This window comes from Candidatus Sororendozoicomonas aggregata (assembly GCF_031528575.1).
Taxonomy (GTDB): domain Bacteria; phylum Pseudomonadota; class Gammaproteobacteria; order Pseudomonadales; family Endozoicomonadaceae; genus Endonucleibacter; species Endonucleibacter aggregata.
The window spans coordinates 1-26,221 of sequence record NZ_JAVLSP010000054.1; the positions used below are offsets into that span (position 1 = coordinate 1).

The 26,221-nt window shown below is 46.9% G+C and carries 21 protein-coding genes; 9 read left to right on the forward strand and 12 right to left on the reverse strand.

The features are described 5' to 3' along the window. Positions 1-132: 132 nt before the first annotated feature. The 9 genes from fis to ppa form a co-directional block, all read right to left on the reverse strand. A complete protein-coding gene (fis, locus tag V4C51_RS11080) occupies positions 133-444 on the reverse strand; it encodes a DNA-binding transcriptional regulator Fis (RefSeq protein ID WP_420797658.1) in 312 nt (103 codons plus the stop codon). A 53-nt stretch (positions 445-497) separates the two neighbouring features. Further along, positions 498-1,517, reverse strand: coding sequence for a tRNA dihydrouridine synthase DusB (gene dusB, locus V4C51_RS11085; RefSeq protein ID WP_330926226.1), 1,020 nt, complete (start codon positions 1,515-1,517; stop codon positions 498-500). A 159-nt stretch (positions 1,518-1,676) separates the two neighbouring features. Further along, positions 1,677-1,991 carry a hypothetical protein gene (locus V4C51_RS18150; RefSeq protein WP_330926227.1) on the reverse strand — a complete coding sequence of 105 codons (315 nt, stop codon included), beginning with the start codon at positions 1,989-1,991 and terminating at the stop codon, positions 1,677-1,679. A 34-nt stretch (positions 1,992-2,025) separates the two neighbouring features. After that, the gene (prmA, locus tag V4C51_RS11095) at positions 2,026-2,934 is read right to left on the reverse strand and encodes a 50S ribosomal protein L11 methyltransferase (protein WP_330926228.1); all 909 of its coding nucleotides are present in this window, start codon (positions 2,932-2,934) and stop codon (positions 2,026-2,028) included. Positions 2,935-3,205: 271 nt separating this feature from the next. Further along, positions 3,206-4,549, reverse strand: a complete 1,344-nt coding sequence (gene accC / locus V4C51_RS11100) for an acetyl-CoA carboxylase biotin carboxylase subunit (protein WP_330926244.1) — start codon at positions 4,547-4,549, stop codon at positions 3,206-3,208. Between the two features lie 10 nt (positions 4,550-4,559). Further along, positions 4,560-5,042, reverse strand: coding sequence for an acetyl-CoA carboxylase biotin carboxyl carrier protein (gene accB / locus V4C51_RS11105; protein WP_330926229.1), 483 nt, complete (start codon positions 5,040-5,042; stop codon positions 4,560-4,562). A gap of 241 nt (positions 5,043-5,283) precedes the next feature. Beyond that, positions 5,284-5,721 carry a type II 3-dehydroquinate dehydratase gene (gene aroQ / locus V4C51_RS11110; RefSeq protein ID WP_330926230.1) on the reverse strand — a complete coding sequence of 146 codons (438 nt, stop codon included), beginning with the start codon at positions 5,719-5,721 and terminating at the stop codon, positions 5,284-5,286. 106 nt (positions 5,722-5,827) lie between these two features. Then, a complete protein-coding gene (locus tag V4C51_RS11115) occupies positions 5,828-6,010 on the reverse strand; it encodes a hypothetical protein (RefSeq protein WP_330926231.1) in 183 nt (60 codons plus the stop codon). A 97-nt stretch (positions 6,011-6,107) separates the two neighbouring features. Continuing rightward, complete coding sequence (gene ppa, locus V4C51_RS11120; RefSeq protein WP_330926232.1) at positions 6,108-6,635, reverse strand: inorganic diphosphatase; 528 nt, start codon at positions 6,633-6,635, stop codon at positions 6,108-6,110. A 230-nt stretch (positions 6,636-6,865) separates the two neighbouring features. Here ppa and V4C51_RS11125 point away from each other — a divergent pair, with 230 nt between their 5' ends. From V4C51_RS11125 to V4C51_RS11150, 6 genes are all read left to right on the forward strand, one after another. After that, positions 6,866-8,122 (forward strand): hypothetical protein, encoded by a 1,257-nt coding sequence (locus V4C51_RS11125; RefSeq protein WP_330926233.1) that lies wholly within the window; start codon positions 6,866-6,868, stop codon positions 8,120-8,122. A gap of 211 nt (positions 8,123-8,333) precedes the next feature. Further along, complete coding sequence (locus V4C51_RS11130) at positions 8,334-9,245, forward strand: hypothetical protein (RefSeq protein ID WP_330926234.1); 912 nt, start codon at positions 8,334-8,336, stop codon at positions 9,243-9,245. 17 nt (positions 9,246-9,262) lie between these two features. Further along, complete coding sequence (locus tag V4C51_RS11135) at positions 9,263-9,745, forward strand: SycD/LcrH family type III secretion system chaperone (protein ID WP_330926235.1); 483 nt, start codon at positions 9,263-9,265, stop codon at positions 9,743-9,745. Positions 9,746-9,762: 17 nt separating this feature from the next. Further along, on the forward strand, positions 9,763-11,310 hold the full coding sequence (sctE, locus tag V4C51_RS11140) for a type III secretion system translocon subunit SseC family protein (RefSeq protein ID WP_330926236.1): 1,548 nt from the start codon (positions 9,763-9,765) through the stop codon (positions 11,308-11,310). A gap of 91 nt (positions 11,311-11,401) precedes the next feature. After that, on the forward strand, positions 11,402-13,456 hold the full coding sequence (locus V4C51_RS11145) for a hypothetical protein (protein WP_330926237.1): 2,055 nt from the start codon (positions 11,402-11,404) through the stop codon (positions 13,454-13,456). Positions 13,457-13,611: 155 nt separating this feature from the next. Then, positions 13,612-15,366 carry a phospholipase D-like domain-containing protein gene (locus tag V4C51_RS11150; RefSeq protein ID WP_330926238.1) on the forward strand — a complete coding sequence of 585 codons (1,755 nt, stop codon included), beginning with the start codon at positions 13,612-13,614 and terminating at the stop codon, positions 15,364-15,366. Positions 15,367-15,460: 94 nt separating this feature from the next. Here V4C51_RS11150 and gltB read toward each other — a convergent pair whose 3' ends face one another. The 3 genes from gltB to aroK form a co-directional block, all read right to left on the reverse strand. Beyond that, positions 15,461-19,924 (reverse strand): glutamate synthase large subunit, encoded by a 4,464-nt coding sequence (gltB, locus tag V4C51_RS11155; RefSeq protein ID WP_330926239.1) that lies wholly within the window; start codon positions 19,922-19,924, stop codon positions 15,461-15,463. Between the two features lie 372 nt (positions 19,925-20,296). Continuing rightward, positions 20,297-21,379, reverse strand: a complete 1,083-nt coding sequence (gene aroB / locus V4C51_RS11160; RefSeq protein WP_330926240.1) for a 3-dehydroquinate synthase — start codon at positions 21,377-21,379, stop codon at positions 20,297-20,299. Further along, positions 21,372-21,902 (reverse strand): shikimate kinase AroK, encoded by a 531-nt coding sequence (aroK, locus tag V4C51_RS11165; RefSeq protein ID WP_330926241.1) that lies wholly within the window; start codon positions 21,900-21,902, stop codon positions 21,372-21,374. Before aroK ends, aroB begins: the two co-directional genes overlap by 8 nt. A 519-nt stretch (positions 21,903-22,421) precedes the next feature. On the opposite strand from aroK, the gene V4C51_RS11170 reads away from it, so the two are divergent. From V4C51_RS11170 to V4C51_RS11180, 3 genes are all read left to right on the forward strand, one after another. Next, the gene (locus V4C51_RS11170; RefSeq protein ID WP_330926242.1) at positions 22,422-22,946 is read left to right on the forward strand and encodes a hypothetical protein; all 525 of its coding nucleotides are present in this window, start codon (positions 22,422-22,424) and stop codon (positions 22,944-22,946) included. Positions 22,947-23,351: 405 nt separating this feature from the next. After that, positions 23,352-24,263, forward strand: coding sequence for a DMT family transporter (locus V4C51_RS11175; protein WP_330926243.1), 912 nt, complete (start codon positions 23,352-23,354; stop codon positions 24,261-24,263). A 237-nt stretch (positions 24,264-24,500) separates the two neighbouring features. Then, positions 24,501-26,126 (forward strand): L-lactate permease, encoded by a 1,626-nt coding sequence (locus V4C51_RS11180; RefSeq protein ID WP_330926245.1) that lies wholly within the window; start codon positions 24,501-24,503, stop codon positions 26,124-26,126. Positions 26,127-26,221 lie beyond the last annotated feature (95 nt).

The window sequence follows — 26,221 nt, forward strand, 5'->3', positions numbered from 1 at the left end:
CGCACTTTCTCGCACTTTCTCGCACTTTCTCGCACTTTCTCGCACTTTCTCGCACTTTCTGGATTTTAGGCCGAAATTGTCTTAAGTCCGACAGGCTCCTTGATAGCCGGAATGACTATTTTGCCTGAAACGTCAAATCAGCCCGTATTGCTTCAGTTTTTTCCGCAATGTGCCACGGTTCAGTCCAAGGAGAACAGCCGCTTTGGTTTGGTTTTTATTGACATAAGCCATGACGGTTTCCAGCATGGGGGCTTCAACCTCCGAGAGCACCATATCGTAAACATTCGTAACATCTTGTCCATCAAGGTGCTCAAAGTAATTATTCATAGCTTGCTCCACACTGTCTCTCAATGTTTGCGGGGCTGCTTCTGTATGACTGACCCGGCGCTGGTTTGTGTGGCCTTGCGGGTGGATTCTGTCCTCGGCGATATGAGTTGCGGTCATGTTGTTAAGTCCTCTCCATTATTTTACCCAGCCATCAGCAGTGGCTGTTTTCATCACAACTGGAGGCGTTGGATAGCCTCCGCAGTACCTGGCTGTGCTGGCTCAGGCACGAAAAAATGATCGAAAAACCGGTTGATACAGTCTTCCTGCCCTGCCGGAGTTTCCAGAGTATTAAACGTTTTGCGAAATGCCAGATAGGCAGGTTGACTTTGCATATACCAGCCTACATGCTTTCGTGCAATTCGTACCCCTTGCTGTTCACCATAAAACCTGTGCAGGACACGAATATGGCTTAACAACAGTGTCTGCGCCTCCTCTGGCGAAGGTGGCGCAATATGTTCGTTATGTGTCAGATAGTGGTTAATCTCACGGAAAATCCAGGGGCGCCCCCGGGCTGCTCTGCCTATCATGATGGCTTGTGCCCCTGTTTTATCCAGCACCTCTCTGGCTTTTTCCGGTGAGGTGATATCACCATTGGCAACCACAGGAATACTGACTGACTGGCAGATATCAGCAATGGTGTCATATTCAACCTCACCCTTGAACATGCAGGCACGGGTGCGACCGTGAACGGCAAGGGCCGCGATGCCTGCGTCTTCTGCCAGTTGGGCAATAGCCCTGCCATTGCGGTGATCCGGTGCCCAACCGGTCCTGATTTTCAGTGTAACCGGAATATCAACCGCAGTAACAACGGCTCTAAGAATACGCTCGACCAGGGCCGGGTCTTTTAGTAGAGCAGATCCGGCGGCTTTATTACATACTTTTTTTGCCGGACAGCCCATATTGATATCGATAATTTGCGCGCCCAGTGACTGATTCAGCTGAGCGGCTCCTGCCATTTGTTCAGGCTCACTCCCGGCAATCTGAACAGAGCGGGGTTCTTGCTCATCTGCGTGATTCATCCGTAAGCGTGACTTGCGGGTATGCCAAAGCTTTGGATTGCTGGTGAGCATTTCCGAGACAGCCAGCCCCGCACCAAGGCGGGTACACAGTTGCCGAAAAGGCAGGTCAGTAACTCCCGCCATGGGTGCCAATATCGTTGGGGCAGACAGTGTGTAGGATCCTATTTTCAAAAGACAATGGCCTCAAGTAATACTTATAGCGAGGTTACGCAACCAATAAAAAGAATAGTTGATCAATAATCATACGCTCTGCCCTGAAATCAATAAAGCGGTAAAATACCGGAGAATGCCCTTACAATCATGTTCTATAGTACGTTGTTGAGCATAAGTTTAAGGGTGTAAGGCAGCATGATAACGTGTCTCCAGTTTACGCTGCGTGATCAGGAGATCAAACCGAGAAATAAAAGTCAATGAACGTTTAATACCAACAATATGCCCAGCACGATCAAACGCTGTTTTATTTAAAAGAAGATGACGCTGACTCAACTTGAAAGGCAGTGAGGCAAGCGCCACAACGGACATAGCCACCGGTTGTGCCAAGTTGTCTGGAGATGACTTGAAATGCGGCATTGCATGCCGGGTAGAACGTAAAAAAATGGGCTGCCATCGAGTATCCTTACCCTGTAAAGTACACAGTTTTATCATTAAAGCAGAGTGCTTTTTTGCACTCAATAGCTTTTTATACCATTGCTATGGCTGATTGGTTACGCTGACCAGAAAGAAATGCCCAGCCTTCACGAACCACAGGTGCTTCCATTTCAAACCAGGGGCTGTATGTCTGGAGGATCTCTTCTGACTGTTCAGCCAGAATGCCGGACAATGCGATATAACCGCAAGGCTCAACCAATGTTGCCAGGGTGGGCGCAAGACTGACCAGAGGGCCGGCGAGAATATTAGCTACAACAAACCGCGCTTGCATGGCCGGAAACGTTTCCGGGAGGTAAACGCTGAGTTTTTCCGGTGCAATGTGGTTGCGCTCGGCATTATCAATGGTGGCTTCCAATGCCTGGGGATCAAGGTCAACAGCATCCACTTTTTTGGCACCGAGCAGCAGCGCCGCAATAGCTAAAATACCAGAGCCGCAGCCATAGTCAATGATGGTCTGGTCTTTCAGCTGGTTTTGCTGCTTGTCCAGCCACTCCAGACATAACGCCGTCGTGGGGTGACTACCTGTGCCAAAAGCAAGGCCAGGGTCAAGCATCAGGTTAATGGCGTCAGGGTCGGGAATATCTTTCCAGCTTGGGCAAACCCACAGCTTTGAACCAAAGCGCAAAGGGTGAAAGTGTGTCATCCATTCGCGCTCCCAATCCTTATCTTCAACAATCTCAACTTTACAGGGGGGAAAGGGGGTCAGGTGAGCGTTAATTTTTAAATAATCGATGACCTCATCCATATCTTCATGGGCGCTGAACAATCCAACAACTGTCGTTTTTTTCCACAAAGGGGTACTGCCAGGCTCTGGCTCATAGAGCGGCTGATCTTCTGCATCCTGCAATGTTACGGCACTGGCGCCAGATTCTATAAGCAGGTCTTCCAGAATTTGGGTATGATCCGGGGTAGTATCTATTTTGATTTGAATCCAGGGCATTGATAAGGCACCTTGTTAAGGAGCGAAAGAAGGAGGGGAATGATTGGTAACTATACAGGAAAATAACATAGCATAGGCTCCTAGGAGCCTGTCCGAGAATAGACTACCCTACTGCGGTTGCGATAAATTGGTCTAAAAACTCCTGCTTCTTCGTCAAATAGCCCCACTATTATCCTCAGAAGCAGAAATTTTTATCCTCAATTTCTCGTAATCCTCGCTACGGGCGCTATTCTCGGTCAGGCTCCTAGCGCTGTGCTATGTTGTTGGTGGTCTACTGTTTATCCAGCTTTTTCTCAAGGTAATGAATGCTAACACCACCCTCGCGGAAGTGCCTGTCATTTACCAGATCCTGATGAAGAGGAATGTTCGTTTTGACACCTTCGATGACAGCTTCATCCAGTGCGTTACGCATTCGGGTGAGCGCTGTTTCCCGGTCAGGGCCGTAACTGATGATTTTTCCAATCAACGAGTCATAGTAAGGAGGAATGGTATAGCCGTTATAGAGATGAGAGTCTATGCGAATCCCATTGCCACCGGGGGCATGAAACTGGTCTACTTTTCCCGGTGAAGGCATGAAGGTTTTAGCATCTTCAGCGTTAATGCGGCACTCAAAGGCATGTCCTTCAAGACGAACGTCTTTCTGGGAAATGCTCAGGGGATGACCGCTGGCAATGAGGAGCTGCTCTTTAACAATATCAACCCCGCTGATCAGCTCAGTGACCGGGTGCTCAACCTGAACACGGGTGTTCATTTCAATGAAGTAAAACTCGCCATTTTCATACAGAAACTCAAATGTGCCTGCCCCGCGGTAGTTAATCTCATGGCACGCGGCGATACAAGCTTGCGCGACTTCTTCCCGCTTGGCTTTATTGATACCCGGCGCGGGCGCTTCCTCAATGACTTTCTGGTGACGGCGTTGCAGGGAACAGTCTCGATCGCCCAAATGAATAGCATTACCCTTACCATCGGCGATAACCTGAAATTCCACATGGCGTGGATTTCCGAGGAATTTCTCCAGATAGACCATATCATTATTAAAGTTGGCTTTCGCTTCGGCCCGGGTCAAATCAACGGAGTTGATCAAATCTGCTTCTTGATGGACAACACGCATGCCCCTACCACCGCCACCACCTGCCGCTTTGATAATGACAGGGTAACCGATTTCACGGGCGATAAGGAGGGTTTTAGCGTGATCATCATCGAGGGCCCCATTGGAGCCTGGCACCGTGGGAACACCCGCCTGCTGCATGGCTTTAATGGCACAAACCTTATCACCCATCAGGCGAATAACATCAGAAGAAGGGCCAATAAAAGTAAAGCCGCTGCGCTCAACCTGTTCGGCAAAGTCTGCATTTTCTGACAAAAAACCATAGCCGGGGTGAATTGCTGTGGCGTTGGTCACTTCAGCGGCACTGATAATGGCAGGGATATTCAGATAGCTTTGAGCAGGGTTATTTGGCCCAATGCATACAGATTCATCGGCCAGACGGACATGCATCAGGCTTTCATCGGCCTTGGAGTGCACCGCAACGGTTTTTATGCCAAGTTCTTTGCACGCCCGTAAAATTCTCAGGGCTATTTCGCCTCGGTTGGCAATAACGACTTTATCGAGCATAACGGTTTTCTCAGGCGATGGTAAACAGAGGTTGGTCGTACTCAACAGGCTGACCATTTTCAACAAGAATAGCCTGTACTGTACCTGCTTTATCGGCTTTGATCTGGTTCATCATTTTCATCGCCTCAACAATGCACAACACGTCCCCAACGTTAACATTTTGCCCTTCTTTCACAAAGTCAGGAGCGCTCGGAGAAGAAGCGGCATAGAATGTCCCCACCATTGGTGATTTTATCAGGTGGCCTGAGAGGGCTGGTTCACCATTTGATACTGGTTGCGCTACCTCCGTTGGTTGTTGTACTGGCGCTGCTGCAGGGCTGGGGGAAACTGGCACGGCATAACCTGCGGGAGGATAAGGCGCAGCAGCGAGTGGGGCCTGCTTTTGACCATGCCTGCTGATACGGACAGATTCTTCACCCTCGTGAATTTCCAGTTCATCGATATCAGACTCTTCAAGGAGCTCAATCAATTTCTTTACTTTTCTAATATCCATAGTCAATCTCAAGTAATTTGTATTGGCCCTTAAGCCAGGTAGCGTTATTTCATTGTTAGTAGAATTCACAACCACGACTCTGTTACCAAGCCATGAAGACAAAACAGGCCAGCGCAACCAGGAGCTAATACCCATACAAACATCATTTTCGTAAAATTAAACCTCTACCAAAGGTGGACTCTCACCTTCAAAAGAACGACCTGAATGACACCAATGGGATATTAATGCTTTCTCACACTGGCTATCCAACAAATTCCATCGCCGAATGCAGGGCATATTCATAACCAGCAGGCCCAAGACCTGTAATAACGCCTTTAGCCACATCGCTGAAATAGGAATGCTGTCGAAATGGCTCACGCTGGTGAACGTTGGATAGATGAATCTCAATAAAGGGAATAGCCACTGCCATCAATGCATCGCGAAGCGCAACACTGGTATGGGTAAAAGCAGCCGGGTTAATGAGTATAAACCGGACGTCCTCTTCTTTTGCCTGATGAATACGGTCAATCAGAGCATGCTCGGCGTTGCTTTGGAAAGTGAACAAGCTGTGACCTGAAGCGTGGGCCAGCCGTGTTAGTTTCTGCTCAATACTCTGCAGTGTTGTCGTACCATAGACCCCAGGTTCGCGGGTGCCGAGTAAATTCAGGTTTGGGCCGTTGATAACAAGGATGGTAGCCATGGGTATCCTTCAATGATAGAACGATATTGTGACGGATTGTGAGAGAGACGTCCAGTTCGGGCATGTTACAGCACGTTAACGCCTATTGCGGTCAATTTCCTGCTTTTTAGGGCATCATGATGACCGCTATCTGGTCAGGCATCATAAAATGCCAAAAACCACTGCCACTGTATCCCTGTTCCTTCTTTTTTGGCGGTGAGATACTCAACAAACGTATACCAATGATCTTTTCTAACTCCGGAAACGAGCAGCTGGCGTTCAGATTATCAGCGCAATATGCACGACCCAAGAAAACGAATACCCTCTTATCCATTGTTTTTGTTGAATAAAATTCATTTTCAGGAGCCACCAGAAGAAGAGACCCGCTCTTCTTCTGATCTTTCGGGTTAACCTTTGTAGTTAGCCGCAGACTTAACGATCACCTGATGAGCGGCTTCAGTCCCTTCCCAACCATCGACTTTGACCCATTTGCCGGGTTCCAGGTCTTTGTAGTTTTCGAAGAAGTGCTGAATCTGTTGGCGAAGAAGCTCCGGTAACTCATTAATATCTTTGATATCTTTGTAGATGGGCGTCAGCTTGTCGTGAGGAACGGCAATGAGCTTTTCATCCCGGCCACTTTCATCGGACATATTCAGCATACCAATGGCACGGCAGCGGATGACAGAACCAGGCACAACAGGATAAGGGGTCACAACCAGTACATCCAGAGGATCACCATCATCACCCAGTGTCTGCGGGATATAGCCGTAATTAGCCGGGTAGAACATGGGCGTAGCCATAAACCGGTCAACCACCAGGGCATCCATATCCTTATCAATTTCGTACTTGATAGGATCGGCATTGGCTGGGATTTCGATCACAACGTTGATATCTTCTGGCAGACTCTTACCAGCAGGGATAGATGCAAAGCTCATGAATAAACCTTCGCTTGTCAGATTCGAAGAAAGTCAGACATTATAAGGGCGTAACGGGGAAAACAGCTACTGTTCTTTCGGTAAAATGGCTGGATATAGCATTTTGGTCATCCACGATGACTACCAAAAAAGCATTTAAAATTATTTTTTTATAATCATATAAAATAAATACCCATTTGATTCGTTAGCTAAGCTTTTTATATACCTACGAATTAAACAATGGACTCCAAATGGCAATACCTCCGAACGGTAGAGGGCCTGCACACCCTCAGTCCCCTTCTTCACTGGCATCAGAAAAGACAGGAAAGTCAGGGTCGTACACTGTTTCAAAAACTGAAGGCAGAGCGCCTATTGCTGAGGGAAGGGAAGCAGCCGATAGTTCTGATTCCACCGCATCATCAACTTCAAGCCCAGCAAGAAAGGTGAGTCGTGCTGGTAGTAGCACTTCATCGCCTTCCACAAGAAGCACTTTCTCAGATTCTGGTAGTGACACTTCGTCTCCTTCCACAGGAAGCACTTTCTCAGATTCGGGTAGTGGCACTTCATCTCCTCCCACAAGAAGCACTTTCTCAGATTCGGGTACGACGGGAACCTGGTCTTCATCAGCAACATCACAAAATGAAGAGTATGATTCTTTAACGTCTGATGATGACTCTTTAACGCCTGATGATTCCGTCAGTCAGATAGGCTACGAGTCTTCAGAACCGCCAATTAGCACTGCTCCATCCAACAGTGAGCCAGGGCAAACGCGCCCCCCCCATACCCCAGGTGAACTTGACGACATTCAAGGTGGCAACCCAGAGGCAAAAGCAGCAGCTAACTCAGCGTTGGCAAAATTCAAAGACGCATTGCCCAACGGAAAAAGTGGGGCAGGGTTGGCAATGGCTTTAACAGGTGGCGCTTTAATGGCAGTCCCTGTAACGGCCCCTGTGGGTGTTGCTTTATTTATTGTGGGTATTTTAATGTATGCAATGAATGCTGATGATGACGGTAGCAGCGACGGTGATAGCAGCGTTGCTCCAAGAAGGCCAGGGCCTGATGATGATCGCAGCGCCACCAGTGAAAACAGCGATGATGAGAGTCTTAGTGGGGAGTTTTTTGCAGAAGATAAGTACGCGGACAAAATGTCTACGCCGGAAGACCCGCAGGATACCTCCCTTGAAAGAATGGAAAAAGCCCGTGATAAAGTGACAAAAGCACGTAACCTGTTTATAGCCCTCGGTGTTAGTGAAGAGGTTGTTGATAATACAATCGATCATCTTTGGCACAACGGTGGCGCTGTTAGTCCTGACTTCTTTTTAACGTTATTTGGTGAGCTTTCTCGCTCTTTTCCCAAAGAGGGTATCTCTGAAGAAACGTTAAAAGAAGCAGCCAGAGCCAATGGTTGTGAAGACTTGTTACCAGAAAATAGTGGGAGCATCGACCCTGATGACCCGCGTTTGGCTGAATACAATCAACTCGGACGAACACTCTCAGGTATTCAATAAGTTTAAACCCATGTGGACAGACATTAAAAATAAAAGGTGGTTTCTGTTTTCTGGCAAATGGTAAAAAATAGTCACCCGATTGACAGAGCTATGCTATTGATTTTTTTAGAGTTAACCATGACAGATTTAATTTTTTTTGGAGTACATCAATATATCCTAAAGTTAAATAAGATTTTTTAGGGTATTCATATTAGAGGCAAGGAGCCTGATAATGCCAGCAGATGCAATGGGGTTTGTTTCATCAGCCACTGATGATACTCAACAGGGAGCGGTTATAAGCATCCAGCCTGATTTGCGCGATCGCCTGAAAAATGAATTGGGCCTTAATGATAACCAGCTTGATGCCTGGCTGGCCATGGGTTCTTCAAAAGAGTCAGGCTATATTGCCTCTCCCGCCGATTTTGACATTACCAACAAAGAGACGCTCAATGCCCTGGAAAAATCCGGGCAATTAAGTCATCTGGCTCAGGAAGTGGTCGCCACACAAGCGCCAGTGGCAATGGTCTCTGAGGTCAGCAATCCGTCTAACTGGCAGCAAGATCAATATATTGGCCCAGGTGCCATGTCTGTCAGTGCATTTATGCAACCCGCACCGCAGGCATTACCCATTGGAAACCTGGAGCCTCCCCTTGACCCGAATACGGTTAGCCTCGATGCCCTGGTCATGTCGGTATTAACAGAGCGGGCTGAGATTATTGAAGTACAACTTCGGGAACAAATTGGCTCTATTCAGCTAAAAAACGCCGAGCTAGAGGTTGCTAATGGCTGGTTAACCCGTGCCAAGGCAGCAAAAACCAATGCCGGCACCAGTGATACTTCCAGTTTTTCCGCAACACATACGTATAAAAATGCCCAGGGCGTAGAGGTAACAGAAAGCTTTGCTGACTACTGGGCAAGTTTAGGGGCTGATTCCCAAAGTGGTACTGATCATAACTCAGCCGACTGGGATGTGAATATTTCTGGTTTAAAAGCAAAAATTGAAGCGTTAACAAGCCAAAGTCAGTTAGAAACAACAAAATTGCAGCAGACCATTAATAAGTACAACCAGTCGTTTGAAATGCTGTCTAACTTCATTAACAAGTATTACCAGTCAATCAGCACAATTATTCAGAATTTACGCTGATACAAGGAGGTATTGCCGTGGCTACGGATAACAAAAAAAAGGGTGATGAAAAACAACTCGATGAAGCTGTGATGGATCACTTTATTCAAGGTGGCACGTTTAAAGACCTGCAAAAAATGAGTGATGAGTCCATGGAGGCTATTTACTCCGTTGCTTATAGTCTTTATCAAAGCGGCAAATACGATGAAGCGGTTCAGATTTTTCAATTCCTCTGTTTTTACGACCATTTCAATAAAAAATATTTTCTAGGCTTAGGTGCCTGCCAGCAAATGCTGAAAAAATACAGTAGTGCCATTGAAATATTCACGCTCGCTACGGTACTTGATGCCGATGATCCGCGGGCAATGGTTTACTTGGGCGATTGCTATTTGGCCACAGACAATCGAGAAAAAGCCCAAGAAGCCTATGAAACAGCCATTGAATGGGCAGGCAGCAGAACGGAGTACGCCGGCGAAAAAGAACGGGCAAAAACGATGCTAGGCAATATCCAACGTAGTTAATCGCGCAGGAGTAAAGTATGTCAACTATAGGCCCAAGTGGTAATAACTCCCCCGTTACCGGGACAGAACAAACGCGACTTCAACCAGCTACTTTTTCTGATGAAAGCGTAAAGCGTGGCTATGACACTCAAATCACCCAGTCTCGCCATGATGAGGTATCCGATGCCAAGACCCAAAAACAGCACCGGCTAGAGACACCCTCACTTTCTAAAGGAAAAATTGACACCCTAAAAACCCTTCGGGAAATGTCAGCAGAAAATGGTGCCGTGTCAGCGGAGGATGTCGCCAATGCTAATCAGGAGCTCAGCCCTGCTGCCAAAGAAATTAAAGAGAATAGTAAAAAGGCAGCACTGATCAGAGGCTATGAAACCATTACCAGTGGCAAGGTTGATGCGGAAAAACTTGATCAGCTGACAAAAATAGCCAATGAAGCCAAAACACCATTGCCTGCCGATAAAGTAGCAACCTGGGATGATGTCTGGCAGTCTGCGGAAAATCGTCAAAACGGCCAATTACAAGGCGCCGATGGCAAGCCCCTTGCGCCCCTTGAACCGAATGAACTCAAGCAGCTGGAGGCTCTCCAGGCTAACCATGACTTTGCTTTTCAGGAAAATGGCGCCCTGGAAACCATTATTCGGGCGGGAGCCATTGTCGATGGCCCACCCGAGTTGATTAAAGAAATTCAGGCCGATGTGCAAAAGCTCGCCGGTGCTATGGCCCTTGGAAACGAGCTATGGGACACCGATATGCTGGCTACCATGTTAAGTAGCATTCAAGAAAAAATGCAGGATAACCGGCTGAAGTATGATCAGGAAACCATAAAAATTGGTTTGGAAGAAAAGAAAATCCTGAGCGAAAAAAACATTTCAAAAATCAGAGATCGCATTGAAGAAGAGAACAAAAATAAAGTCGCCAGTGACATTCAAAAAGCCTTTGGCTGGGTTGCCCTTGCTTTTGGTTATATAGCCGCCGGAGCAATGATTGCCACAGGCGTAGGCGCTGTCGCAGGTACATTGCTGATAGCCAGCCTGGCAATAGCAACTGTCATGATGGTTGACCAGGAAATGGGCGGTGAGCTGATTATGAAACCCATGGCCGAGTCGATTCAAGACACGTTTGGCTGTAGTGAAGAGGATGCCGGCTACGCGGCCATGGGTATTATGGCAGGCATTATGGTTGTGCTGGCGGTGGCTTCCATGGGAGCGGGATTTTCAAACCTCGGCAGTGTCGGCGGCACTATGGGTGGCGTAGTCACCTCAAAAGTAGGTGTTAAGGTAGCGCAAACACTGAGTATTGTTGGCAACGTTGGCGAAGGAGCAGCAACAGTAGCCAGTGGCGCTGGCACCGTTGCAGCGGGTGTCTCGGCTAAGGAAGCGGCGGAAATCAGGGCAGATTCCAAAGAATTACAAGCCCAGATGCTGCGTTTACAGCAAATGATTGATGAGGCCACAGAGTCACTGGAGCAAGCCCTCGAAGACCTTCAGGCAGGCCATAGTCGCATTGCATCCATTATGTCGGATAACGACGACACGAAAAAACAGTTAGGTAAGGCCTTAAAAGGTTAAAACTCGACTCTCAAGGGTTAGTTGTCTAAAAACAAAGCGAAAGCCTGACAAGGTAGTCAGACACAGTCGCCAGGAAGTAAGGAGTATTATTATGGCAGATATACCCGGTGGTATTAACAGCCAGCCGATCAATCTGGATATACCTTCATCCACTCAGGGCGCAGCCGGTGCACCTGTGGGCAAAACCGCTGTCGGAGCAGGGCTGATCAACGACAGTCGCCTGCACATGATGAAAGGTGAGAAAGTTGAAACGCAGTCTCAAATTGCCCACAAACCAACGCTCATTAAACCCAAGGATATGGGAGTGCAAAAACAGGTATCTGCCAGCAAAACGGCCAGTGAGGATTTGGGAAAGCTCGGGGCAACCGTCAAAACAGCTTCTCAGGAAATCGGTGCAACCATGGTGCGAACCCAACTGGGCATGCAAACCCCGGCAGATAAGCAAACGCTCCAGCGTAACGCCGATACCTTAAAAGGCGTATCGGATTATGTGGAGTCCCTGTCTAAGGGGAATGAACAAATAAAATCGTCAGAGAAAGCCGTGATTTTGTCAGAGCAGGGGTTTGCTGATGACCAGATTGACGATTTGCTGCAATCACAAAGCGACAAGGTAGCGTTCAAAACCAATGTGCAAACCAAACATGGTCAACAATACACCAGCAGGCATGGACAATTAAAAGAAATGGGTCTCGATAGCCAGCAGGCTGATATGGCGCTGTCACAAACGGATGACAATCTGGCAAAAACTGAGGATCGCAAAGAGGCATTAATGCGCCTGTTTAAAGACAACCCAACAGCAAAAAAGCTGATTGAGATGGGCTTTGGTGAACGCAAAACCAAAGAATTAATGGCTATGCTGGGCAAAGGAAAAAAACCTGCTGACTCCATGGTAGGGGATGAAAAAATGACCAAACTGGCAAAAAAAATGGGGTTTGGTGAGAAAGAAGCACAAATCATGTTAGCGTCTGGTCACCCGGATAAAATAAAAGACCAACGTACACTGATTGCTAAAATGGAAGTGTTTCCTCAAACAAAAGAAGGCTTGAAAGCAGCTGCTCAAGATGCACAAACCATGGCGCAAGGGACACCCGCTAAAGGAGCCCCCCCGGAGAAATTTTATCTGGCCGAGCATTTAAAGCAGCAAGCCGATATCTTTATGGTGCTTGAGCTGATTCATAATTCCAGTGTTCAACAACGCCGCAATGCCAGAGAATTCCGTTCCCTTGAGTATGATCAGGCCAAAATGGAAACCCTGAAGCAGGCCGATCTGATTCGCTCTTCAGCCGCCAAGACCTTTATTGCCGATATGGTGTCTGGTGGATTTTCCATTGCCGGCGGTGGTATGTCCATGGGTATGGGCGCAAAAAGCATGAAGAGTATGAGTAATAAAGGCGGTGCAAAAGGCTCTTCAGGTGGAGGAGCAGAGGATCTCAACACCAATACCGGTGCTAAAAAAACAGGCTCAGCCGATGCCGGTTCGTTTGATGCCATTGAGGTGAAAGCCAACAAGGGAAAAATGAAGAAAGCCAGGAACGAGAAGCAGGATACGGAAACGGCTGAAAAGAAAACCAGTAATAAGAAAGCGGATTCAGATGCGGACACACAGCAAGCAGTGCAGGCCAAAAAGCAGGTTGATATAGAGACATCAAACGGTAAATTGGCCAAGAAAACAGGTCAAAAAGCACAGCAGCAAGATGCTCAGGCAGATATGGAGGCCAAAAAGAGCGAAGCCAAAGCGGAAGCTCAAGAGCAAAATATACAACGTAAAACCGAGCAGAAAAAAGAAGTCAATGTTGAGCAGGCCGAAGATGCCAGGGCACAAAAAGCCACTCAAGAACAACAACAGAACGTAGAGAATCAGCAAACGCAGAATAAAATCAGCGCCAACAATAACAGGGCAATGGCACTGGGACAGATTATGCAAGGCGCTGGTCAGGCAACATCCGGTATCTTCAGGTTTCTGGCAGCTAAAGATACGGCAGAACAAAAGGAAAGTGAAGCTGCTCAGAAAACCCATGAAAATGCGGCACAGGCCTGGGCCGAGTGGATGCAGCTGCAACAGGATCAAATTAAAAACTGTCAGAGCAAAATTGATGAGATCAGCCGGATTCACTTTGATACCCTGAAAAGTTTATCAAGGGGTTGATAACAATAAATAAGCGGATGCAGTGGTGTGACGTATTGAGTTTTAACGCAGAGCTGGTGTTCAGATTGCCAGCACAATAGCGTCGTTAGAATAGGCTATGGGTATTATTCCCAGTTGTGACTATATAATTGGATGATTGTTTTCAAGGAGGGAGTATGAAGCTGCCTGGATTTAATAAAAAATCTTACGATTTGATTGGCGCTCGAAAAAAACTGGATCAGTCTGAGCCTGAGTCTGAAGGAAAGCGTCAGTTCAGATCAAAATCCCTGACCAAGTTAAATCCGAAACGGTTATTCACTAAAAAAGAAAAAGACACAAGACTTTTTCTTTATTCATCTGACAGGGGAATTGATCGTTTCCCAAATATTAAAGTCGCTGGTATCAACGAGGCCAATGTAGAAGAAGACTTCAAGATTGATGCTGCACGACGGGGAACAATAAAAAAATATGCACGATCCGGTGAAGTCCTGGGAGTCAGGAAAACAGAATCTGATGCGTCAGTTAAACCACTTGTGCCAGTGCCCGCAACCGGCGTGCCTCTGCCTGATGGTTTTGACGCCTTTAATAAAAAACTTGAACTGATTCAAAATGCCCAAAGCAGTATTGTGCTCAGTGGTAATTATTGCGGTGGCGCCCCATTTGATGAGGTGCTCGATGCCATGGAAGAGCGCCTTACCAACAAGCCTGAGCTAAAAATAGTGGTTATGTCTTCACCAAGATTTATCACCAAAACCAATAGAGAAAAGCTCGACCGCATAAAGGATAATTTTAACAACCGGTTTAAGTTTGTTTTATGTGGCGAAAAGTGGCTTGATAGTGAGAAAGCATTTAAAAGAATCACCAATCATACGAAAGGACTGGTTGTTGATGGTAAACACTGCGTGATGGGCGGCTCAGGAATAGAAGAGCGCTTTTCTTATTCCAGGGGAACGGGTGCCGGACTGGAAAAAGCCCCTGATCCGGCCAGTGCCAGGCGCACAGCACTGAACTCAGCCATTGCCCGCAGTTTCAGGGATCTTGATTTTTATCTTGAGGGCGAAGCACTTGGCAAGCAAGTAGGAAATGAGCTATTGCACCTGGCAAAATTATGGATGCTTTATGATAAGGAAAATAGAGCTAATCCTGATGCCCAGGCAATTGATGGCCTGATGGCGTCGTATGAACAGGAGAATAACACCGGGGCAGAAGGTGAAGAGGCTATAGCGAATTCTTCTGATGCAGTAGGACAGTGCCAGGTGTTTTCATCGGGGCCAGAGATGGGAGAAAGTGAGTTTAACAGGCATATGATTGAAACCATCAGGTCAGCGAAAGATGTTATTTATGTCGATCATTTATATTTTCACCCGACAAAAGAAATAAGAGAATTACTGGCTGAAAAGGTGAATGCAGGTGTCAAATTAACCATAGTAACCAATGGCAGTAAATCCCATGCGCCAACAGCCAATAAGGCTTTTGCTCCAAGAAGCAAATATGAAATAGCCAAGATGCTCAGTAACATCGATAAAGATAAACGACATAATGTTAACGTTTATGAGTTTGGTCATAAAGAGGCTGCAAGTATCAATCTTCACAAAAAGGTTATTGTGGCAGACGACAAAGTACTTGCAGGGAGTAGTAATTTTGGCTACAAGTCATTGGTTACCAGCAGCGATCATGAAATTAACTTTTTGATGGAATCAAAAGATTTTGCGCAAAAAACAATTGATGCGATAGAGCAAGATTTTAAAAAACCCCATACCGTCTACGAGAAAGCCAGGGGTAAGGAAGGCGGCATCGTTGCCAAGACAGATAAACTGGACAATGAAAAGCTGTTGCCGCTTTCCGTGAAAAGAGACAAGCCAGAAACCATCACACTGAAAAGAAGGCTTGTTACATTTGTCCACAGAAGACTGGCTTGGTTAATAGGTTAAGTTGTTTGTTATGTCGGGTTATATTCAGGCTATCTATTTTTCCTGACAGATAGCTCTATCCTCCTTCAGAGTCAGAATATAACCCTTCCAAAAGTTATTCCGGCGCCCCGCGAGTGCGAGCCAGCAATGAATTCAGGCTGGCTGTTTTGGGCTTCACCAACCAGAAACGACCACGGTAATCATAGAACTCTTCCAGTATTTCCTGCCCCCACTCACTGTCCGTTTCCCTGACATAGTCCTCAAGAATACTCAGCAGGTGTGACTGATAGGCCTCCATATTTTCTATATCAATACGGTGAATATCCACTAACTCATGATTGTAGCGATCAACAAACTGCCGCTCCAGATCAAGCACATAAGCAAACCCCCCGGTCATGCCCGCACCAAAGTTATAGCCTGTGCTACCAAGAACAACCACCAGACCGCCTGTCATGTATTCACAACAGTGATCACCCACCCCCTCAACCACTGCCGTTGCACCGGAATTTCTCACTGCCAGGCGCTCGCCGGCTTGCCCCGAGGCATACAACTTGCCACCGGTCGCACCGTACAGGCAGGTATTACCAACAATAGCTGTTTCCTGCGAGTCAAACTGACTCTGTTGTGGCGGGCGAATCACCAACTTACCGCCCGTCATTCCTTTGCCCACGTAATCGTTGGCATCCCCTTCAAGGTACATATTCAAACCACCGACATTCCAAACACCAAAACTCTGTCCTGCAATACCCTTCAGCCTGAGGGTAATGGGATGCTCTGCCATACCATTATTTCCGTACCGCTGAGCAATCTCACCAGAGAGCCTGGCGCCTAGTGACCGGTCACAATTTCCAATGACGTAACTGAACTCACCACCTGCCATATTTTCAATAGCGGGCATACAGTCGCTGACTATTCTCTCGGCCAACTCGCCCTGATCAAAGGGCATATTACGCTGGTTTTCACAAGTGTTCGGGAAGGTTTTATCAATACCCGCATCAGATAACAGGGGTGATAAATCAAGGCGTGACTGTTTTTCAGTCTGTCCCGGTAGCTTCTCCAGCAACTCCGTCCGCCCAACGATATCTTCAAGGCGACTGACACCTATGACGGACAACCATTCACGGACTTCTTCTGCAACAAAGGTAAAAAAGTTCATCACACTTTGTACAGTACCCGAAAAGTGATTGTCACGCAGATACTGATCTTGCGTAGCAACACCCGTCGCACAGTTATTAAGATGACAAATCCGTAAATATTTACACCCCATAGCAACCATAGGCGTGGTACCAAAACCAAAACTTTCAGCGCCCAAAATGGCGGCTTTAATAACATCCAATCCCGTTTTAATGCCCCCGTCAGTCTGAAGGCGCACCTTCCCTCGCAACCCATTTCCTCTGAGTGTTTGATGGGCTTCACTTAAACCCAGCTCCCAGGGTGAGCCCGCATATCGAATAGAGGTAATCGGGCTTGCTGCTGTACCGCCGTCATAGCCTGAAATGGTGATTAAATCAGCATAAGCTTTGGCAACACCGGCAGCAATAGTGCCAACACCGGGTTCTGATACCAGTTTTACTGACACCAGCGCTTTCGGATTGACCTGCTTAAGGTCGTATATCAGCTGTGCTAAATCTTCTATGGAATAAATATCATGGTGCGGTGGCGGAGATATAAGCGTCACACCCGGTACAGAAAACCGCAGTCGTGCAATCAGCGCGTTAACCTTACCCCCAGGAAGTTGACCGCCTTCACCGGGCTTGGCACCTTGGGCAACTTTAATCTGTAATACTTCAGCATTTCTCAGATAGTGGGGTGTAACACCAAAACGACCCGATGCAATTTGTTTAATTTTTGACATTTTCAAGGTGCCAAAGCGCACAGGATCTTCGCCCCCTTCGCCAGAGTTGGAACGAGCACCAAGGCGATTCATCGCTTCAGCCAATGCTTCGTGGGCTTCTGGAGAAAGTGCCCCTAAGCTCATGGCAGCAGAGTCAAAGCGTTTAACAATATTTTCAACGGGTTCAACACTGCCCATGGGTAACGGCGTTTCTGCTGCTTTAGGCTGAAGCAAGTCACGCAATGTTGCTACGGGTCGATCGTTAACCGCTCTGGTATACTCACGGTAAGTATTGTAATCGCCGCTTTTTACCGCCTTCTGTAACAACTGCACAACATCAGGGTTAAAAGCGTGGTACTCACCATTGTGGACATACTTTAATAATCCACCCTGCTCAATGGGTTTACGATGGCGCCAGGCATTAGCTGCCAGCTCAATTTGCTCTTTGTGCAAATCCTGAAAACCACACCCTTCTATACGACTATGAACACCTTTAAAGCAGAGGTTAACTACCTCAGAAGTCAGTCCAATCGCTTCAAACAATTGCGCTCCCCGGTAAGACCCAATCGTGGAAATTCCCATCTTTGACATAATTTTCAGTAAGCCCTTGTTGATGCCGTTTCGATAGGATTTACAAGCATCAAGGGGATCAGCCAGCACTTCACCTGAGCGAATCTGATCATTGATAATTTCATAAGATAAATAAGGATAAACAGCTGTTGCACCAAAGCCAATCAGCACAGCAAAATGATGAGAATCCCTGGCAGAGGCTGTTTCCACCAGAATATTTGCATCCGGGCGAAGCCCCTTTTCAATTAACCGGTGATGCACCGCACCTGTCGCCATAGCCGCATGTACCGGTAACCGGTCAGATCGGATAGCTTTATCGCTCAGGTTCACCACTACATGCCCTGCCCTGACAGCCGCTTCAGCCTTATCACAGATTGCCACGAGAGCACTTTTAAGGTCGCTGTCTTTGGGGTAATTCAGATCAATAGTGGCAACGCTCAAGTCTTTATGTTTATGGCTGACATTGATAATGTTCAGGAACTTGGTTGTCGATAGCACAGGGGACTTGAGAATGACTCTTATAGCATGCTCTGGCGCCTCTTCAAAAGGGTTAAGCTGTGGTCCCAGACACGTTTCCAGTGACATCACAATCGCTTCGCGCAATGGGTCAATAGGTGGATTTGTTACTTGGGCAAACTGCTGCCGGAAATAATCAAAAATCGACCGGTGACGTCTTGATAATACTGCCATGGGCGTATCATCTCCCATGGAACCGACAGCCTCTTGCCCATTTTCCACCAGAGGTCGAATCACCTGATCCCGTTCTTCAAAAGTGGTAAGAAACAATTTCTGATAGATAGCCAGCGTTTCAACATCAAAATAGTCAACACGGTGCTCTTCATCCTTAAACTGTCCGCGCATTCGCACAGCATTGCGCTTTAACCACTTTTTATAGGGCCTTTGGGATTTCATCTGGTTATCAATATCGTGGGCTTTGAGTAACTGCCCCGTTTCGGTATCGATGGCCAGAATCTCTCCTGGCCCCACTCTTCCTTTGGCTACAACCGTTTCAGGCTTATAGTCATACACGCCCACTTCCGAGGCTACCGTTAAATAACCATTATCTGTAATAACCCAGCGAGAGGGCCGGAGTCCGTTACGGTCTAAAGCGCATACTGCACGACGACCGTCTGTCATAACCAGCCCAGCCGGCCCATCCCAAGGCTCCATGTGCATGGAATTAAACTCATAAAAGGCTCGAAGCGCCGGGTCCATGGTATCCACATTTTGCCAGGCGGGAGGAATCAACATGCGAATAGCATGGTAAATATCCAGACCACCAGTCACCAGTAATTCCAGCATATTATCCAGTGTCGAAGAGTCAGACCCGGTACAATTGACTAACGGGCTTATCTCGCTCAACCCTTCCAGTAGCTCTGATTTAAACTTATGACGACGAGCCTCAGCCCAGTTTCGATTACCCGTAATTGTATTAATTTCACCATTATGGGCCAACATCCTGAAAGGCTGTGCCAGTCTCCAGCGCGGTGATGTATTCGTGGAAAACCGCTGGTGAAAAACACAAATAGCCGTTTCAAAACGTGGATCCCCCAGATCTTCATAAAACGTGGGCAAGTCCACTGGCATCATCAGACCTTTGTAGCACACCACTTCACTCGACAAGGAACAAATATAGAAGTCTTTATCATTATTCAGAACGATATTTGCCCGGCGACGGGCCATATACAAGGCAGCATTAAACTGTTTGTCATCCAGATGATGGCCATCAGGGCCTGAAATAAACACTTGCTCTATGGCAGGTAGCTGTTCTTTGGCTATAGGCCCAAGGCACTGTTCACTGACAGGTACTTTGCGCCAGCCTAAAACCAGTAATGATGCTTTTTTTAATTCGTTTTCAAGCTGTTGCTTTGCTAATGCAGCTTTATCGTTATCGGTATTTAAAAAAACCATGCCCACAGCATATTTTTCAGGTAACTGCAGATTGAGTTGTTCTTTTACAACTGTTCTAAAAAAAGTATCCGAAATTTGCAGTAACAGCCCACAACCATCACCGGTTTTACCATCAGCGGCAATACCACCACGATGGGTCATACAGGCCAGAGCCTCTACGGCTTTTTTCAGAAGATCATGGCTTTTTTCGCCTTCCATATGGGCAATCAATCCAAAGCCACAATTGTCTTTATACTCGTCAGGCCGATACAGCGCCGCACTCATGGACACTCCTTATTATTAATAACCGTGACAACTCACTCAGTGAGCATTCAGTCGCTTAACACAGCTAAACGGAACTGTCTCCAGCCAGCATTGGTTAATCAGGAGGGATATTCTGTTTGTATTTTACCACTCACCGCAGAGTTAAGGTTATTATCACTGTTAAACGATCACTGTTAAACGACAAAGCTTGGTCAGTGTACACGGCTGAAGGGCCATGTACAAATATTTACATTCAACAAAACACGGAAAATAAACCTGAAAATATCGACAAAACCAGAAAAAAGTAGAAAAAAGTAGAGAATAACAGCACATATCGACCTTTTTCAGCCATCCCTGCCAATACGCATGGCAGGGTCACAGCCCCTTATACCCTTATACACGACAAAGACTTGATAAACAGTGAGCCAGCCGTTCATGATCCAGGCTATCTGTAACAATAGCTTTACCTATCTCCTTTAATAGCACCAGACGCAACTTGCCATCGAGCACTTTCTTATCCACGGTCATGACATCCATAAACTGCTCTGGCGTCATGCCCTCAGGCGGGTGCACAGGTAAAGAAGCTTTTAACAACAGGGCATGGATACTATTTGCCTCCTCCTGAGTGATCATGCCCAGTCTCACCGATAAATCAGCAGCCATAACCATGCCTGCCGCAACGGCTTCACCATGGAGCCACCCGCCATAACCCAAACAGGTTTCAATAGCATGTCCAAAGGTATGCCCCAAATTTAAAATAGCGCGGACTCCCGATTCACGCTCATCCGCCGCAACCACCCTGGCTTTATTTTCACAGGACCGATGGATAGCATAGGCCAGCGTATCAGGCTTCCTTGCCAGCAAATCATCCATATGTTCCTGCAACCAGTGATAAAAGGGTTTGTCTTTAATCAAACCATATTTAATCACTTCCGCAAGCCCGGCGGATAATTCCCGGTCAGGCAGTGTACTGAGTGTTTCAATATCAATAATAACAGCATTAGGCTGATGAAACGCCCCAATCATGTTCTTACCTAACGGATGATTGACCCCCGTTTTGCCCCCTACGGATGAATCAACCTGCGATAACAGCGTGGTTGGAACCTGAATAAAATCAATGCCACGCTGATAGCAGGCCGCGGCAAAACCGGTCATATCACCCACTACGCCACCACCGAGGGCAACCAAAGTGGCTTTTCGGGTAAACCTTGCCCGCAGCAACGTATCGAATATCCGCTCAACAGTGGTCAGACTCTTCCAGGGTTCACCCGTTGGCAACACTTCACTGACCACATCATACTCTTCCAATAAAGCTTCTATCCGCTCCAGGAACAGTGGCGACACGATTTGGTCAGTCACAATAGCGACTTGCCTGCCCCGAATATAAGGCAGCAGAAAATCCGGGTTACCCAATAGCCCGGGGCCAATAAAAATTGGGTAGCTGCGCTCCCCAAGATCAACCTGCAATTCAAGCATGGTTCAATCCCCCGACATTCAAGGCGCATTCAATTGCAATAATGACAGACTTTGGCGACATGGCTTCGGTATCCAGGACAAGATCCGCAATCGAGCGATAAAGTGGTTCCCTTTCCTTTAACAACCTGGTCAGCACCTGTTCACGATCAGGACTCCGCAATAGCGGTCGGCGTTTATCTTTCGCTGTTCTTTCCAGCTGGATACGCACCGGTGTGTGGAGATAAACCACAAAGCCATTCGCGCTGAGCTGTTTACGATTTAGCTTATCCTTGACAGCGCCTCCCCCGGTGGCCATTACAATCCCTTTTCTGGTACACAGGTCAGCAATAACCTGTTGCTCACGCTGGCGGAAACCCGCTTCGCCCTCAACATCAAAAATCCACGGGATATCAGCACCACTGCGAGATTCTACCTCATGGTCTGAGTCCGCAAAGGGCATTCCCATCTCACTTGCGAGCAACCGTCCTATGGTGGTTTTTCCAGCCCCCATAGGGCCTATTAAATATATATTTTTCAACAGCATATACTTTGTTTATGTTCTCAACCCCGAGCATTGAGCGCTTGAGCGTAGCGTATCAGCAGGCTGACTGTAAACCGACCGAAACAACCTATTAAGAATAACCAAAAATTCCTGCCTGAAAGTAATAATTACCTTTCGATGACAAAGCATAGATTCCACCGTCCAAACAACAGCCATGGCACCGTATACATTGGTTGACGTCAACGATGCAGTCCCCCTCCTTCAAGGATAAGACCATAAACCTCTCTGCCATGGTGGTAATGTATACACGCGTGACCAAGCCAATGACGACGTCTATAAACTCGTGGTAAAGTGGCTCTATTTGACAAAGCCGCTCGTCGGTGGGGGTAACTGACTGTAGATTCAGGCTATTATTCACCTTCACAATTGATTAAAAGCATTCTTTTAAACGATTTAACTTATTGACCTGTTAAATCAAAAAAATTTAATACCAACAAATAACGCCCCGGGACAACCTCTATAGTCTATGCTGCTGCAACAAGATGATAAAAAGAGGCATTTATGGTGCTGTACCGCTTAGCTGGACTATTGATGCTAATACTCCTGTTAGAGAGCTGTAGCTCACGTTCCCAACCCACTTTTACTCCCGCTGATGATAGCAATTCACCCTTCGGTCACTGGCTGCTGCTCAATGCAAAGGACGTTCAGGATGACCTGATAACAGGCGGCTTATATGTGGGTGAAGACCCCTCTGATAAGGGGAAAGGCTTACCGGGCGCAAAAACAAAAAACAGGTACGTGCTGACATTTCTGGAGAAGAATTTTGGTCATGGCTGCACAGATTTTGTAGGTGTCGGTGCCGTTGAGTTTAACCATGACAAACAGCAATGGTTTCTGATTTCTGAGGAAGATATCCAACAGCCCCCGGAAAAATTGCCCGTGGAGCGCCATGATCACCAGCTATTTGTCTTTCTCACTAATGGCACAAAGCTGGTTTTTGAACAATCCACACCACAGGATCTGCACAAAAAAACCATGGAGGCCTGTCAACGAAGCTACTCCGGCAAACCGCAAAAAGCATTTTAGAGGACGCCATGGAAGGGCTTTTGGCTGTGTGTTAAAAGTAGTCAACGGCTAAATTCAGGCTAATTCATAGTCTGATGGTGAGATTTCATTTTATCAATAACCATTCAAAGCTTAGAATACGCCGCAATGATTAAGCCAGCTCGACACACCCAGAAGCCTGTCGGACTTAAGACAATTTCGGCCTGAAATCCAGAAAGCGCGAGAAAGTGTGGCCAGAATTTCCGATCAATTTGCTTAAATAGGTCAACTATTCCCACAAATTGATCGAAAATTCTGACTCACCCTACTGAATTTTATGCTCGAGAGCATAAGCCCAACAGGCTCCTGGTGAAATAACTTTACAAAGCTGGTCTATGGTATACCGGCCAGGAAGACTGGCCTATTTATCTTCATCGGAGGGGCATAATGGCACTACGAAACTACCTTTTTCTTTTTGGTATTGGCCTTATCTGGGGGTCGCAGTTTATCTTTCAGCAAATAGCTGTGGCTGACCTGTCCCCTGTATGGGTTGGCGCGGGGCGTTCACTGACAGGTTTTCTAACGCTTTTACTCACTTGTAAGCTACTTGGGATCACAGGCCATGGTGGACAATGGCTGAAGTATTCACTGATTGGCTTATTGGAAGCCACCATTCCTTTTGTCATGGTGGCTTGGGGACAACAGTATCTGGATACCGCTATTGCTGCCATTTTGATGGGAACCGTGCCATTTTTTACGGTTATTATGGCACCTTTAATCATAAAAGGCGCGCGTATCACAACCGTTGGGCTAAGCAGCGTTATTCTCGGACTCTGTGGTCTGCTGGTTTTGTTTTATCCAGATCTCAAATCTGGAGGCATGCAAGCCAGTTTGATGGGAGCAGCCGCTATTATTTTTGCCGCTATCTGTTTTGCTCTCGCTCTCCTTTTGCTAAAAAACGTTACCAAAGAGCATCCCCTCATTGTTGCCCGCAATGTATTAGGTGTCGCAACAGTTCAGATTCTGGTGGTTGCCATGATAATATCGCCTATTACCCAATTACAGCCAACAACCAGCAGCATCAGCGCTGTCATCTACCTGGGGGTAATGTGTGCTGGCTTCGTGTATTTTCTGTATATGACATTGATTAAAAATGCGGGCCCCGTATTTGCCTCGTTTAGCAATTACCTGGTACCAATGGTGGGTGTTCTGTTGGGCGCAACCTTTAATAATGAGGCTCTTACCATCTACACCTGGGTAGCTTTAGTCATTATCTTATTAGCCGTTGCATTTAATCAGACCTTTGAAGCCCGAAAAAATAAAATAGACCCCAAGCAACTGAAAGCCATAATGTCTTAACAGCCATTTTGAGAGTCTGCGCAGAGGGAAGTTCAAAAAAGATGGTGGATAAAAAGCCCATAGCAAGGAGGAAATAGCCCGCTGATCCACTATCCCTCTCAACAGACTATTGCCTGGTCACAAACCTGATCCTGATTTTTCCTTCTCCAGGTAAACTCATGCTTAAATTATCTTGAACAGGTGGATTCTACATCTGCCAGCCACCATAGAGAGTAATCCGTTTTGTTTCAGGTATTTTTGTCAGCATTCCCCATCGTGCTCCTGATTTTCCTCATGAGCAAATCAAACGCCATGCCCAGCCATAAGGCACTGCCACTGTGTGCTTTTCTGGTTTACCTGATTATGCTGTTTCCTTTTGCTCAGGACCCCGTTGAAGTGGACGCCACTGTCGTCAACGGTCTGCTGAAATCCTTTACGCCGATCCTTATTATTGCAGGGGCGATATTCCTGTTCCGAACCCTTGAAGTAACAGGTAGCCTGAAAATTATCAAAGCGGAACTCAACCAGATATCAGATAACCCAGTAGCCCAGCTTATGATTATCGGCTGGGCTTTTGCTTTTTTGTTAGAAGGTGCCAGCGGCTTTGGAACCCCTGCCGCCATTGCGGCACCAATACTGGTGGGCCTTGGCTATCCGCCACTCAAAGTCGCCATACTGATGCTGATCATGAACAGTGTACCGGTATCTTTTGGCGCAGTGGGTACACCAACATGGTTCGGATTTTCCGGCGTGGACCTCAATACAAGTGAACAACTTCTGATAGGGTTTCGTTCTGCGGTTCTGCACGGCATTATGGGTTTTATCATCCCACTCATAGCCCTGAAACAAATTTTAAGCTGGCGGACAATTAAAGAAAACCTGTTGTATATCCAACTGTCATTGCTGTGCACGCTTTTACCGTATGTGTTAATTGCCAGGATTGACTATGAATTTCCGTCACTGATCGCAGGCAGTGTGGGGATGTTGGCAAGTCTGATATTGGCCAAATATAACGTTGGTTTGAAAGACACAAAGGTAAACGCGCCTGAAAACACATCACTTAATGGAGCGACAGAAGCCGACACAAACAATTATACCTTTCCAACCAGCACAAAATTAAGAGTAAAAAATATCGTCAGAGCCTCATTCCCGATTTGGGGTACGCTGTTACTGCTTATTATCACCCGCGTGCCTCAGCTTGGCCTGTCAACTCTGCTCACCTCAACCTCTCCGGCAGTCAATTTCCCCCTTTGGGTGCTGGGAGAATTTTCAGTAAGCGCTTCTTTGGTATTGAGTCTGAACGGTATTCTGGGAACCGGTGAAAACTGGCAACACGCCCTGCTTTACGTCCCTTCAATATTACCCTTTTTAGTCATATCGGTATTCTCTATGATCTGGTCCGGGGGGACGCTCAGCCTGTTTTCAGGCACGTTAAAATATACTTACCAAAGAATGAGGCTCCCCTCACTGGCTTTGTTTGGTGCACTCATCCTTGTCAGCTTAATGATGATGGGCGGAGAAACCTCAGCAGTCAATCACATTGGTAAGGCACTCGCTCAGGTCAGCGGTAACAGTTGGGGATTGTTGGCACCTTTCCTTGGCGCGCTGGGCTCCTTTTTTTCGGGTTCCGCTACCATTTCCAACCTGACTTTCGGCGCAATTCAAAACAGTATTGCCCTTAATCTCGGTTTAGATAAATACACCATACTCGCCTTGCAATCCGTTGGTGGTTCACTGGGCAATATGGTGTGTATCAATAATATTGTAGCGGTATGTACAGTGTTAGGTTTAGAGAAAAGTGAAGGCAAAATCCTGCGCGAAACGGTACTGCCTATGTGCTTTTATGGCCTGGCCGCAGGGCTGCTGGCCCTTGTACTGTTCTAGTGGTGCCAAGCTCTAATATCCATCCCCTCTATGCTACCAATGGCCGAGCTTTGTAAGTCCACTTAAATGGCTTGGCCAATCTGGTATTAAAAAAC

What these genes read in the sequence shown, in the direction of transcription:
- V4C51_RS11145 (WP_330926237.1), top strand. Translation starts at nt 11,402, where the DNA reads ATGGCAGATATACCCGGTGGTATTAACAGCCAGCCGATCAATCTGGAT.
- aroK (WP_330926241.1), bottom strand. Translation starts at nt 21,902, where the DNA reads ATGCTGTTGAAAAATATATATTTAATAGGCCCTATGGGGGCTGGAAAA.
- accC (WP_330926244.1), bottom strand. Translation starts at nt 4,549, where the DNA reads ATGCTCGATAAAGTCGTTATTGCCAACCGAGGCGAAATAGCCCTGAGA.
- fis (WP_420797658.1), bottom strand. Translation starts at nt 444, where the DNA reads ATGACCGCAACTCATATCGCCGAGGACAGAATCCACCCGCAAGGCCAC.
- accB (WP_330926229.1), bottom strand. Translation starts at nt 5,042, where the DNA reads ATGGATATTAGAAAAGTAAAGAAATTGATTGAGCTCCTTGAAGAGTCT.
- V4C51_RS11125 (WP_330926233.1), top strand. Translation starts at nt 6,866, where the DNA reads ATGGCAATACCTCCGAACGGTAGAGGGCCTGCACACCCTCAGTCCCCT.
- V4C51_RS11170 (WP_330926242.1), top strand. Translation starts at nt 22,422, where the DNA reads ATGGTGCTGTACCGCTTAGCTGGACTATTGATGCTAATACTCCTGTTA.
- V4C51_RS11150 (WP_330926238.1), top strand. Translation starts at nt 13,612, where the DNA reads ATGAAGCTGCCTGGATTTAATAAAAAATCTTACGATTTGATTGGCGCT.
- V4C51_RS11175 (WP_330926243.1), top strand. Translation starts at nt 23,352, where the DNA reads ATGGCACTACGAAACTACCTTTTTCTTTTTGGTATTGGCCTTATCTGG.
- prmA (WP_330926228.1), bottom strand. Translation starts at nt 2,934, where the DNA reads ATGCCCTGGATTCAAATCAAAATAGATACTACCCCGGATCATACCCAA.
- V4C51_RS18150 (WP_330926227.1), bottom strand. Translation starts at nt 1,991, where the DNA reads ATGATAAAACTGTGTACTTTACAGGGTAAGGATACTCGATGGCAGCCC.
- V4C51_RS11130 (WP_330926234.1), top strand. Translation starts at nt 8,334, where the DNA reads ATGCCAGCAGATGCAATGGGGTTTGTTTCATCAGCCACTGATGATACT.
- gltB (WP_330926239.1), bottom strand. Translation starts at nt 19,924, where the DNA reads ATGAGTGCGGCGCTGTATCGGCCTGACGAGTATAAAGACAATTGTGGC.
- aroB (WP_330926240.1), bottom strand. Translation starts at nt 21,379, where the DNA reads ATGCTTGAATTGCAGGTTGATCTTGGGGAGCGCAGCTACCCAATTTTT.
- sctE (WP_330926236.1), top strand. Translation starts at nt 9,763, where the DNA reads ATGTCAACTATAGGCCCAAGTGGTAATAACTCCCCCGTTACCGGGACA.
- ppa (WP_330926232.1), bottom strand. Translation starts at nt 6,635, where the DNA reads ATGAGCTTTGCATCTATCCCTGCTGGTAAGAGTCTGCCAGAAGATATC.
- aroQ (WP_330926230.1), bottom strand. Translation starts at nt 5,721, where the DNA reads ATGGCTACCATCCTTGTTATCAACGGCCCAAACCTGAATTTACTCGGC.